Raw genomic sequence first — 13394 nt, forward strand, 5'->3', positions numbered from 1 at the left:
TTCAAGTGATTAATTATTTAATAATTAGGGTGAAAAAATGTTTAAGAAATTCGAATATAAAATCTTATATAAAAGAATATTTTTTACATGCTTAATTTTAGTTATATATATTATAGGAAGTAATATTTCAATCGTAAGTAATGAAAATTTAAGAACACATAAAGACTCCTTTTTTAAGTTAGCTATTACTAATGTAGGTGGGGATTTACATACATTAAATATATTTTCACTAGGGCTTGGGCCATGGTTAAGTTCGATGATTATTTTGACACTAATAAACCACAAAAGTAATGATAAGGTTAAAACACAAACTCGTAGGGAACGACATTTCAAAGAACGAGCGTTAACACTTATCATTAGTGCCGCTCAAGGATTTTACATTATTCATTCATATATTAATAAACATGCGATTAAAGATAGTAATATGCTTATTTTATTATTAGTTTTAATTACAGGGACGTTGTTAATGGTATGGTTAGCAGATCAAAATACAACGTATGGCATTTCGGGACCTATGCCAATTGTTTTAATGAGTCTTGTTAAATCTATATTTAATACACATTTTCCCAAATTAAATTCAAGCGCATCTTTAATTACTATGATTATTGTCTTATTAATGCTGACCTTATTTATACTCTTCTTCATTGAGTTAACAGAATATCGGATAGAATATAATGATATTATGAATATTTCTGCTAAAGATATACCATCATATTTATCATGGAAACTTAATCCTGCTGGTAGTATCTCTATCATGGTGAGTTTGTCATTATTTATGTTAACGAATAATATCGTTAATTTCATAGGACGCTTTATCGTGAATCATAATTTTGAAACACAAGTCTTTAATTTTACAAATCCAGTTGGAATTACTATATATATTCTGTTACAAATGATTTTGGGTTACTTTTTATCAAGATTATTAATTAATACGAAACGTAAATCAAAGGAATTTCTTAAAAATGGGAATTACTTCGAGGGTATTCAACCTGGACAGCAGACAGAAAAATTTCTAGGAAGTAAAGCACGTCGTATTTGTTGGTTCGGTTCAATAGTAGTAGCGATTGTACTCGCTATACCAATGTATTCAGCGCTGCTTGTGCCCCACTTACTTAAAGAAGTTTACTTTACAACTCAAATAATTGTATTTGTCTATATTGGAATTAATATCGCTGAAACAATTAGAGCGTACTTATACTTTGACAGCTATAAGCAAATTTTAAATAAATATTGGTAGGGAGGAGGTTTTGGAATATGAAACGCTTTATACCAGCTTGGTATAGCCATAACAGATGGTGGGAAAGTACCTCAAGACCATTCTATCAAAAAAAACAGTATACAGATTTTGACGATATGATTAGTTTAATGACAATGCATAGTTCGAATAATGTGGATTATCAATTGATAGTTTTAAGTTTTAGTCCATATCTTAGAACATTCCTCCATCGATATGATTTGTATGAAAGTCATTATTGGTCAGTGTTTGATGAGATACAGGGCGTTGGACATCAAACGCCTCAAGCTATTGATTATCGTGATCTTTCATGGCCAGAAGGTACTGAATTTATTTTTACTCCCTTTCAAATTCAAGCTATTACAGGTGATAACACGTTTTCTAAAATTCACTTTAGCCAGGAAGGATATTTGATGTGGGTAGAAGATTACAAATTCGACACAATTCAAAGACGATTTGTATTCGATGACAGAGGATTTATATCGGCAGTGCGTACTTATACACCTGATGGTGATAATAATAAGAAACACTATTTTTCAAAAGATGGGGAAGAAATATTTGTTGAAGACTTAAATGTTAATACAGTAACGATTAATAAAAATTTTCAATCAAAATTTAAAAAGGTTACGTATTCATCTATGGTCGAGTTGATAGAAGAGAAATTCCAATCATATGTAGAAAGAGAATTGAATGAAGATGATTCTGTTATAGTGGCATCTGATGAACGTCATAATTCAATGATGGCTCGCACTATTGATGCAACGTCTTTATGTTTTTCTATTTTTACTGAGCGAAATAAAATGGTGACACAAGATTTATATGACTCTATTTCGAGAGCATCTTACTGTCTCGTTGATACACAAGCTAATCAAAATATGATTGAACACTACGCAGGATTGAATAGGAATGATTTTAATCTTTTAAGGGTAACGCCTTTTGATGCGCAGTCATTACCTAACCAAAGTAGTCAATTGTATGACACTTATATTGGATTATGGATAGATGATTTGGACGAGATTGAAATACGAGAGATTGTAAACACCTTATTTCAATATATTCAACATAAAGATGGCTATAAGTTGAAAATTTTAACTAAGAGTAGAGATAATCTTACGGAAAATCTTATAGATGAAGTTGCTCATCTCAATGATTTATATCATCAAGAGAAAAAGGAAATAAGTGATGTAATTGAAGACGTGATACAGAATAAAAAAGAAACAATCATTGATATTGAAACAGTACCGTTTGAAGAAGATCTTGTAAGCGTTATTTCAAAATTAAGAGTTGTTGTAGATTTATCTTTAGAGCCGAAACTTTTCTTACAAATCTGTTGTATTGGCGCGGGTATACCACAAATTAATAAAAAGAGAACAGATTATGTTAAACATATGCATAATGGATATATTATTGATGACATATCGCAAACTGTAGAATCATTAGATTATTTTTTGACACATTTAAAAAATTGGAATTATTCTTATGCATATTCCATGAGATTATCGGATGATTTTAGTTCTATTAATATTATTCATCAAATAGATCAGTTATTTAAAGGTGATGATTCAAGTGGCTCGTAAATTTAGAGTACTCCAAGTAGGCGGACACGATTTAGGTTCTTTATTTAATCAAAAAAGTAATGTCGAATGGGATTATTTTGATGTTGGTTTGTTTGATTTTGAAAGTGGCTATCAAGATGTTGTAGTACATATTTTAGATGAAAAAGGACAATTTGATTTTGTTTTTGTACGTGAAAACTATTCTGATTCATTAATGAAACTTTTATCATTAGTCAGTACACCGTATAATACTGTGATTGACAATGAGTATTGGGATAATCAATACCAACAAGATAAGACAATACAACGTAATTTTATAAAACCACTCATTTATGAAAATGAAGAACAATTACAACAAAAATTAGAAGCAGTTACATTTCCTGGGCAATATGGAGATAAAGTAAAACCTATTCATTGTCGCGTTAGTATTCATTTTGATGGTTCTTATCAATTTAATGGAAATGAATCTATTGAAGTATCAGGACGATTTGGGGAATCATACCAACCCCTCATTACATGGAGTCAAAATATCATCGCTGATGCCAATAAGGTGAATCAAATATGGCCAGAATTTAAAGTTGAAGGTGATGCTAAAATCCAATATACATTGAGATTGACGCCTGTTTATTCAACTGATCAACCAGTAGAAAAGCTAATATATGAACAAGACGATTTAGACGCTCCCATAGAACTACCTGCTTGTCCTTATCAAACATATGTGAGTGTATCAATCAAAGCTAAAGGTAAAGGAACATTATTTATAGGTGCTATTCATAAACGTTGGTCACGCTTGGAATTAGGGCAGTTCATATTAGGCGGAAAACGATATAGTGATGAAAATAAGCAAGAGTTTATACATTACTTTCATCCTGGAGATTTAAAACCGCCACTCAATGTGTATTTTAGTGGGTATCGTACTGCTGAGGGCTTTGAGGGGTACTTTATGATGAAACGCATGAATGCTCCATTTATTTTAATAGCTGATCCTAGAATCGAAGGTGGTGCCTTTTACCTAGGGTCAGAGAATTATGAACAGGCAATCCGTAAGGTCATCCAAAATGCTTTGGATTATTTGGGATTTGCGAACAACCAATTAATTCTTTCAGGATTATCAATGGGATCATTTGGCGCACTTTATTACGCTACAAAATTAAATCCAGCGGCTGTTATTGTAGGAAAACCTTTGATAAATCTCGGTACTATTGCTAATAATATGAAACTCGTTCGTCCAAACGATTTTGGAACGTCACTTGATATTTTGCGATTGAATCAAAATGACATAACTAACAAAGATGTTGTTCAGTTAGATAATCATTTTTGGAAGCAAATTCAGCATAGTGATTTGTCAATGACAACATTTGCGATTGCTTACATGGAGCATGATGATTATGACAAATATGCATTTCAAGATTTATTGCCTGTTCTTACAAAACAACATGCACGTGTGATAAGTAAAAGAATTCCTGGTAGACATAACGATGATTCTGCTACTGTTACTCATTGGTTTATTAATTTTTATCATTTAATCATGGAAGAGCGATTTGGGAGGGTGACACATGCAAGAAGATAGGAAATTTGAAGTCAAATGGCGACTAGTTAATTCATCAACGTTTATGTATGGTACAAAGTTACGTTTTAATCAAGATAATATCTATTTTGAGAACCCTTTGATGCCATCCGGTACAATCATTCACAGTTGGTATATGTTAACTGATTTTGCAGAAGACCGTGTAAGCCCTAAGCTACCTATTTTAAAAAAAGGGCACCAATATCAATTTCAATTTAATTTTGAAGTTGAACCTAAGGGTGCGGCTTATTTTAAAATGAAATTTTATCGTAAGAATAAAGAAATTCTTAGTCACCAAATTTTAAAAAATAAAAAAGAAAATATTGTCTATCCTAGAGAAGCATATTCATATGATTTAGAACTTATTAATGCTGGCATGAATCATTTATCTTTTCGCAATATAATTGTGCAAGAATTAAGAGAAGATAGTAATCAAGCTTACGAGGCAACGAAATATATAGATCCTGAGAAAAAACTTAAAGTAATTAATCAAATAATAACCAATATAAGGACACATCATCTAGACTCATCAAACTATCACAGGAGTGATATGAATGGCTAAAGGTGTCAACCAAATTATTAATAATATTAGGTTAAGAAAATTGCGTAAAATATTAAATCAAATTAATGCGTTGAGTGAGGAATTCTCAAATTTTAGTGATGAAGCACTTCAAGCGAAGACAAAAGAATTTAAAGTTTATTTAAATGATAATAAATCTTCACTCAATCACATTCTGCCACAAGCTTATGCCACAGTTAGAGAAGCTTCCAAGCGAGTTTTAGGTATGTATCCAAAAGATGTGCAGATTTTAGGAGCAATCGCTATGCATCAGGGGAATATTGCAGAAATGCAAACAGGAGAAGGTAAGACGCTTACAGCTACCATGCCTCTGTACTTAAATGCACTTACAGGTAAAGGTGCTTATCTAATCACAACAAATGATTACTTAGCAAAACGCGATTTTTTAGAAATGAAACCACTATATGAATGGCTAGGCTTGTCTGTATCATTAGGATTTGTGGACATTCCAGAATACGAATACGCTGAAAATGAAAAATATGAACTGTACCACCATGACATTGTTTACACGACTAATGGGCGATTAGGATTTGATTATTTAATTGATAATTTAGCTGATGATATTCGTGCCAAATTTTTACCGAAATTAAACTTTGCTATTATTGATGAAGTCGATTCTATTATATTAGATGCTGCCCAAACGCCTTTAGTTATTTCTGGTGCACCACGTGTACAATCTAATTTATTTCACATCGTTAAAACGTTTGTTGAAACACTTGAGAAAGATAAAGACTTCATAGTTAATTTTAATAAAAAAGAAGTGTGGCTCACTGATGAGGGCTCGGAAAAAGCAAACCATTATTTCAAAGTGAATAATATATACCAACAGCAATATTTTGATTTAGTGAGGATGATTCATTTATCGCTTAGAGCTAAGTATTTATTCAAATATAATTTAGACTATTTTATTTTTGATGGTGAGATTGTGCTTATAGATAGAATCACTGGTCGTATGCTACCTGGAACAAAGCTTCAGTCTGGTTTACATCAAGCTATAGAGGCTCTGGAAAATGTTGAAATTTCTCAAGATATGAGTGTGATGGCAACCATAACATTCCAAAATTTATTTAAACAATTTGATGAATTTTCAGGTATGACTGGAACAGGTAAATTAGGGGAAAAAGAATTCTTTGATTTATATTCAAAAGTTGTTATAGAGATTCCGACGCACAGTCCGATTGAACGTGATGATAGACCCGATAGAGTATTTGCTAATGGTGACAAAAAGAACGATGCAATTTTAAAGACAGTGATTGATATACATGAATCTCAACAACCTGTGTTACTAATTACACGTACTGCAGAAGCGGCAGAATATTTTTCAGCTGAGTTATTTAAACGTGATATACCTAACAATTTATTAATCGCTCAAAATGTAGCTAAAGAGGCACAAATGATTGCTGAGGCGGGACAATTATCTGCAGTTACTGTTGCTACAAGTATGGCAGGGCGTGGAACTGATATAAAGTTATCAAAAGAGGTTCATGATATCGGTGGCTTAGCAGTGATAATTAATGAACATATGGATAACAGTCGTGTTGACCGTCAATTAAGAGGGCGCTCAGGTCGCCAAGGAGATCCTGGATATTCACAGATTTTTGTATCACTTGATGATGATTTAGTAAAACGTTGGAGTAACTCTAACTTGGCAGAAAATAAAAATCTCCAAACGATGGATGCATCTAAACTAGAAAGTAGTGCACTCTTTAAAAAACGTGTAAAGTCAATTGTTAATAAAGCGCAACGTATATCTGAAGAGACTGCTATGAAAAATAGAGAAATGGCAAATGAATTCGAAAAAAGTATTAGTGTTCAACGAGATAAAATTTATGCTGAACGTAATCACATACTTGAAGCAAGCGATTTTGATGATTTTAATTTTGAACAGCTTGCACGAGATGTGTTTACAAAAGACGTTAAAAATCTTGGCTTAAGTAGGGAACGTGCACTTGTGAATTATATATACGAAAACTTAAGTTTTATCTTTGATGAAGATGTATCAAATATTAATATGCAAAATGATGAAGAAATCATACAATTCTTAATACAACAATTTACTCAACAATTTAACAATCGTTTAGAAATTGCGACGGATTCATATTTAAAACTTCGTTTCATTCAAAAATCAATCTTGAAAGCGATAGATAGCGAATGGATTGAGCAAGTAGATAACTTACAACAACTTAAAGCCAGTGTAAACAATCGACAAAATGGACAGCGTAATGTCATTTTTGAATATCACAAAGTGGCTCTTGAAACGTATGAATATATGTCTGAAGATATAAAAAGGAAGATGGTTAGAAATTTATGTTTAAGTATTCTAACCTTTGATAAGGACGGAGATATGGTCATTCATTTCCCATAAACAAAGAGGTGTTAGACATGACGATTTATAATATCAATTTTGGAATCGGTTGGGCCAGTAGTGGTGTTGAATATGCACAAGTGTATCGAGCAAAACTATTAAGGCAATTACCTTTTCCAACAAAATTTATATTTTTAGATTTTATTCAATCAGAAAATATTCAAACACTAACAAGCAACATAGGGTTTAAAGATGATGAAGTTATTTGGCTATATCAATACTTCACAGACGTAAAAATCGCTCCTACAACGTACACAGTTGATGATTTAATTTCAGAGTTAGGTAATGAGGTTACTCGAAAAGAACAAAACGGTAAAGTATTACGACTCTATTTAAATAATCAGCAAACATTCGTAACCTGCTATTTAAAAAATGCTAACGAACATTACGTTGATCGTGCGGAGTTTGTAGTGAATGGAATGTTAATTAGGAAAGATTTTTATAGCTATGTAAGAACATTCTCGGAGTATTATGCTCCTTTTAACAATAAAGCTAAAATATATATGCGTCAATTTTATAATGAAGATGGATCAATTGCATACCGCGAATATATAGATGAAGATGAACATGTTTTTGTGTTTGATGATGTACGTTTATACAGTAAACAAGCACTCGTCGCATACTTTATACGCCAATTGCGATTGGATTCAGATGATATTATTATTATTGATCGAGCAACTGATGTGGGACAAGCCATATTAGAAAACAAGGGATCCAGTAAAGTTGGCGTAGTCGTTCACGCTGAACATTTCAGTGAAGGGGCGACTGATGGGACTCACATTTTATGGAATAATTATTATGAGTATCAATTCGAAAATGCACAGTATATTGATTTCTTTATCACAGCGACAGATTTGCAAAGGCATACACTAAGTGAACAATTTAAACAATATAAGAATGATTGCCCACGTATACGTACAATTCCAGTAGGTAGTATAGAATCGTTACAATATCCTGAAAAAGAAAGAAAACCATATTCCATCATAACCGCATCACGTCTTGCTAACGAAAAACATGTTGATTGGATAGTGGAAGCTGTGATTAAAGCTAAAAATCAGTTACCTCAATTGAGTTTTGATATCTACGGACAAGGAGAAGAACAAGAAAAAATTAAAAATATTATTATCAAACATCGTGCTGAGGATTACATACAAATTAAAGGACATAGAAATCTTCGTACAATATATCAGCAATATGAATTATTCATAGCTGCCTCACAAAGTGAAGGATTCGGACTGACATTAATGGAAGCGGTTGGCTCAGGTTTAGGTATGATTGGATTTGATGTGAATTATGGCAGTCCGACATTTATACGACATCATCAAAATGGCTATTTGATACCGATAGATTTTGAACAAGCGTCTACTGATGATATCACAACTCAAATCGCTCATATGATTATTCGATATTTTAAAGATGGTCCCATAAGGGCACATGAGGTATCGTATAACATTGCAGAATCATTTAAAACATCGCATATTGTTGACCTATGGAGACAACTCATTGAAGAGGTGCTATATGATTAATTTATTCGAAAATTATAATCAAGAAACACAGGAATTACATCACTCTCTTAAGCATGCTGGTTTCAATCACTTTACGATTGTAATCAATGATGATGGTTTTTTACCTGATGATGTGACATCGCCGTATCGTTTTTTCGCAGCATATCAAATTTATGAAGAGGATACCCCTGCTTTTTTTAATGATATTGATACGCCTCCTTTTTGGGAAATTAAAGGAGATGCGACAATGGCTACCATTACAGATATGGGTGAGCTTAGAGGTAAAATCTTTTATAAGGAACATTATAAGACACGGGTAGTTAGCCATGTAGAGTGGCTTGATTCAAAACAGCGTTTGCGTTCAGTTGATTATTATACAAAAGAAGGATTTAAATTTGCTGAAACAGTTTACGATTTGTTAGGTAATGCAATATTAAAAAAGTATATGACACGTGAAGGTAAAGAAGTGATTTATGAGAATTATGTAACTAACGATGTAGTTGTAGAATATGAAGGGAAATCTTATTTTTTTGAGTCATATACAGAGTGGATTAAATTTTACTTGAGTGAAATGGGCGTTGAGATAAAAGAAGTTATATTTAATACTTTATCAACACCATTTTTAGCAATTTATCATTTACCGACATTGAAAAAAGGTATTTTATTTTGGCAAGAGCAATCTCATGGTTATATCCCAGGAAATATGAAAGTCATGTTATCACAAAACCTTCAAAGTCGCTTTGCCGTTATTGTTCCTAATCAAAATGAATATAAATTGATCAAAGAACAACTATCTAGAGAGGAACAACAGAAAGTATATGCATCTGGTTACTTATATGACATGTATAAACGGAATCACTATTCTAAGAATGTATTAACATTAACAAATTCAGATCAAATACCACATGTTGAAACGTTGATACGTTTACATAAAGATTATCAATTTCACATAGGCGCTAAAACTGAGATGTCTTCAAAATTATTAAGTTTATCGCAATATGAAAATGTTAAATTATATCCAATAATTAAAGATCAAACAGTTCAAACCTTATATCAACAATGTAATATCTATTTAGATATTAATGAGGGGAATGAAATAGGGAATGCTGTAAGAAGCGCATATAATCATCAATTGTTAATTATGGGATATAAAGAGGTTGTTCATAATCAAGATTTCGTTGCAATAGAAAATCAGTTTCTTGTAAATGATATAAGTCAGTTGAGTAACGCTTTGAAGGAGATAGGAAATCATCGTGGTCAATTTGAAACACGTTTAGCACTACAACAACGTCATGCTAATGCTGTGTCGGTATCAACATTTAAATATGCATTAGTACAAGCATTAAGTGGTTAATCATTAGTATTTTTGTATCGAAACTTACAATATTGTAATTGTATTCCATATCACTTAAATGAATACTCAGAATGTGTTTATATTTAAATTGAGGTGATTGATTGTATGGAAAATTTTGATAAAAGCTATCATGATAAAACGGATGATATGTTAGGGGCTTTAAGTTATCTAAGTGTATTTTTTGCACCTGTATTGTTTCCATTAATCGTATGGATTGTTGGACAACCACCAGCATCTACGTATTCAAGAAATGCATTATTTAACCATATATTGAGTTGGGTGTGTTTGGCATTAGGACTTATATCATTTGCTGCTGGACTATCCTTGATTGATTCGACAAATGGAGTTGCTGTACTAGTGATAGGAGTAATTATTGGAGGTATTCTACTTATCGCTTCGCTTGTATTATTTATTATTAACATTGTGAAGGGTATCAAATTATTGATGCCTTAGTAAGACAGAATGAACAGAGTAATCAAGTTAATAATATGGAACCTGATACATCAATCATATGTACAGGTTCTTTTCTTATTTTGATTGTAATTGAATGAACTGAGAGACTTATTTTGAATTCTTTATTATTGAAAAGGGAGTTAACACATTTGTTTTAGGGAGTGAGGATATGGAAACGGTATATTTTGCTGGTGGATGTCTCTGGGGAACTCAAGCTTTTTTTAATACGATTCCAGGAGTTATTCAAACAGAAGCTGGAAGGGCAAATGGAACGTCGAAATGTTTAGATGCTCCTTATGATGGCTATGCTGAATGTGTGAAGATACACTTTGATCCTGCAAAAACTTCAATACATATGCTGATGGATTATTTGTTTGAAATGATAAATCCTTATAGTTTAAATCAACAAGGTCAAGACAAGGGTCAAAAATATCGAACAGGCGTGTATAGTGAAAGTTCGAAGCATTTAAATGAAGCAAAAGACTACATTAAGCGCAGGGAAGACGCGAAAAAAGTAATGGTCGAAGTACAACCTCTAAGTAATTATGTGAAGAGTGCAGAAGAACATCAGAATCATCTTGAGAAATTTCCGGAAGATTATTATTTATGTCATGTTCCTCCAGCATTGCTTAATAAATACAAGAAATAATCATTATCGTATTCATCTAGAATGTTGAATTGAATGCATTTGTTCTTCGCTTATAGATAACATAAAAGAAGCGGTAATTCCTTGATAAGATTAATAAGGAAATTACCGCTGTTACTTTATTTAATATATATTTATATGTTGAAGTACTTATTTTTTGCAAGAAAAAGTATCTAATAAGCTAAGTGTTGATAAACCTAATAAGTCTAAAGCATGTTGTGCACCTTTTTTACCATGCCCTGCTTCAAAATGTTTGTAAGCTGCAACACCAAGTACTGAAATTGCTGCAAGTGAGCCTAAGCGTGAAATATTTTTATTTAAAAAACTTGCAGCAAATAAACCAGCAGCTGCAGCTTCAACGCCACCTGCTAATTTAACTGAGTTTTCTGGTAAACCAAATGTATTAGTGAACGTATCAATCATACCTTGATCGCCTTTTAATTTAGGTTTACTTGCATCATATAATTCTTTAGCTAGTTTTAAATTTGTAGCATAACGTAAAATCATTAAAGATTCCTCCTATTTATCTGTAAATATGAATTCCTTCTAGACATCTCTTTTCCCTAAAATAAAAATTAAATGCACAATTTAACAGAAATGTTGTAATATATTAACGATTTAATCATAGGTTTGTGAAATATAGATATTAAAAGGTAATGGTAATCTTAAATTGAAGTAATCTGTATGTCAATTTTTCAGCTCTCATGTGTCTATAAAGAAATTAAATGTATACAAGTGTATTTATATTATTTTAATTTTTCGTCAATTTAAATATCTCTTTAGGAATTTGAAACAACCTGTCATAATAATCGTATTGATTAAAATTTAGAAAGGAGTATGGAAATCGATGGAAGAAAGTAAAAACTATAATCTCATTACGACAATCATGTTTATTTCAGGTATCATTGTAATGGCAAGTTTATATACGGCTCTACCTCTTACAGCAACTTTCGCAGAAGACTTTCATGTTCCTGAATCTATAGCAACTTTAAACGGTGTTTTATTCTCATTAACATATTCAATCAGTTGTCTATTTTATGGAACGATTTCTGAAAAGTATGGCAGAATTAAAACTATTTTAGTAGGTATGAGTGCATTAGTTATCATCTGTCTGATGATAGGTATTGTTCATTCATTTACAGTGTTATTAATATTAAGAGCACTACAAGGCGTATTTGCTGCATCATTTTCTCCTGTAGTCATGACTTATACAACTGAAACTTATCCACGTGTGAAACGTGTAACAGCAATTAGTTTTATCAGTACAAGTTTTATGTTATCAGGTGTGTTAGGGCAAAATATGAGTGAATTAGTCGTAAGTTATTTGAATTGGCAGTGGGTATATTTTATTTTAACAATCCTATATTTAATTCTCGTATTAGTTATTTATAAAAATGTACCTGAGAGTCCACATAAAAATCCTGATATACAACTCATTAAGTTTTTCAATAACTTTAAAGATTTCAAAGACAATCTTAAAGTTTTCTATTGTTTATTTATTTCACTAACATTATTGATTATGTTTATAAGTATGTATGATATTTTAAATGAATATGTCATATCACACCAAGTTGGGGGAGATATGTCTGTGTCCTCAATGATGAAATTGTTCGGTGTGATAGGCATGTTATTATCTCTATTAGCAGGGCGTGTAAGCAGTCGTATAGGTATGAAGCGCTTGATAACTATCGCATTAACAACATGTATTGTGTCGATCATACTCATGGGTGTGACTACGAATATTATACTTATTACAACATTTAGTGTGTTGTTTGTTGCAGGCATCGCATTTGCGATTCCTACTGTTATTTCAAAAGTAGGTGTAGTTGTGAAAAACAATCAAGGTTTCTTTTTATCTGTTAATACATTTGTATTATTCTTAGGAACAGCGATTGCACCTATTTTAATGTTATTTGTAGGCGAACTGTCTAACTTTTTCTTACAGTTTTTAATGATTGCTATTGTCGGACTGATTGCTTTAGTTGTATCAATATTTATGCCAGGTGACCAACGTTCTTGAAAATAGCTTCAAATGATAAAAGTAATATTGGTTGTTAAAAGTTATAAATATTATTTTTAACTTTTAACTATAATGAAATGATTGATAAATATTAGACAATGCTAAGTCAAGTCA

11 protein-coding genes are annotated in these 13394 nt (G+C 31.8%); 10 read left to right on the top strand and 1 reads right to left on the bottom strand.

Annotated features, from left to right (window positions below):
• Window positions 1-37 precede the first annotated feature (37 nt).
• From secY2 to ACVBFA_RS01810, 9 genes are all read left to right on the top strand, one after another.
• Window positions 38-1237: an accessory Sec system protein translocase subunit SecY2 gene (secY2, locus tag ACVBFA_RS01770; protein ID WP_002458352.1), complete on the top strand. Its 1200-nt coding sequence runs from the start codon at window positions 38-40 to the stop codon at window positions 1235-1237.
• Between the two features lie 17 nt (window positions 1238-1254).
• Complete coding sequence (gene asp1 / locus ACVBFA_RS01775) at window positions 1255-2811, top strand: accessory Sec system protein Asp1 (protein ID WP_002486887.1); 1557 nt, start codon at window positions 1255-1257, stop codon at window positions 2809-2811.
• Window positions 2801-4360 carry an accessory Sec system protein Asp2 gene (asp2, locus tag ACVBFA_RS01780; protein WP_126122468.1) on the top strand — a complete coding sequence of 520 codons (1560 nt, stop codon included), beginning with the start codon at window positions 2801-2803 and terminating at the stop codon, window positions 4358-4360. Before asp1 ends, asp2 begins: the two co-directional genes overlap by 11 nt.
• Entirely contained in the window at window positions 4347-4919 is a 573-nt protein-coding gene (asp3, locus tag ACVBFA_RS01785; RefSeq protein ID WP_002486884.1) for an accessory Sec system protein Asp3, read from the top strand. Before asp2 ends, asp3 begins: the two co-directional genes overlap by 14 nt.
• The gene (gene secA2 / locus ACVBFA_RS01790; protein WP_002486921.1) at window positions 4912-7302 is read left to right on the top strand and encodes an accessory Sec system translocase SecA2; all 2391 of its coding nucleotides are present in this window, start codon (window positions 4912-4914) and stop codon (window positions 7300-7302) included. The genes asp3 and secA2 overlap by 8 nt, the downstream gene beginning before the upstream one ends.
• Before the next feature lie 17 nt (window positions 7303-7319).
• On the top strand, window positions 7320-8828 hold the full coding sequence (gene gtfA, locus ACVBFA_RS01795; RefSeq protein ID WP_447158767.1) for an accessory Sec system glycosyltransferase GtfA: 1509 nt from the start codon (window positions 7320-7322) through the stop codon (window positions 8826-8828).
• Window positions 8821-10161 carry an accessory Sec system glycosylation chaperone GtfB gene (gene gtfB, locus ACVBFA_RS01800; protein WP_002486845.1) on the top strand — a complete coding sequence of 447 codons (1341 nt, stop codon included), beginning with the start codon at window positions 8821-8823 and terminating at the stop codon, window positions 10159-10161. Before gtfA ends, gtfB begins: the two co-directional genes overlap by 8 nt.
• A 105-nt stretch (window positions 10162-10266) precedes the next feature.
• The gene (locus ACVBFA_RS01805) at window positions 10267-10614 is read left to right on the top strand and encodes a membrane protein (protein WP_002446939.1); all 348 of its coding nucleotides are present in this window, start codon (window positions 10267-10269) and stop codon (window positions 10612-10614) included.
• A gap of 169 nt (window positions 10615-10783) precedes the next feature.
• On the top strand, window positions 10784-11263 hold the full coding sequence (locus ACVBFA_RS01810; RefSeq protein ID WP_002486901.1) for a peptide-methionine (S)-S-oxide reductase: 480 nt from the start codon (window positions 10784-10786) through the stop codon (window positions 11261-11263).
• A 147-nt stretch (window positions 11264-11410) separates the two neighbouring features.
• Here the strand turns inward: ACVBFA_RS01810 and ACVBFA_RS01815 are convergent, their stop codons facing one another.
• On the bottom strand, window positions 11411-11767 hold the full coding sequence (locus ACVBFA_RS01815; RefSeq protein WP_002446941.1) for a hypothetical protein: 357 nt from the start codon (window positions 11765-11767) through the stop codon (window positions 11411-11413).
• Window positions 11768-12107: 340 nt separating this feature from the next.
• Here ACVBFA_RS01815 and ACVBFA_RS01820 point away from each other — a divergent pair, with 340 nt between their 5' ends.
• The gene (locus ACVBFA_RS01820) at window positions 12108-13280 is read left to right on the top strand and encodes an MFS transporter (protein WP_126122469.1); all 1173 of its coding nucleotides are present in this window, start codon (window positions 12108-12110) and stop codon (window positions 13278-13280) included.
• Window positions 13281-13394 lie beyond the last annotated feature (114 nt).

It is taken from the genome of Staphylococcus sp. MSU001 (assembly GCF_052976705.1).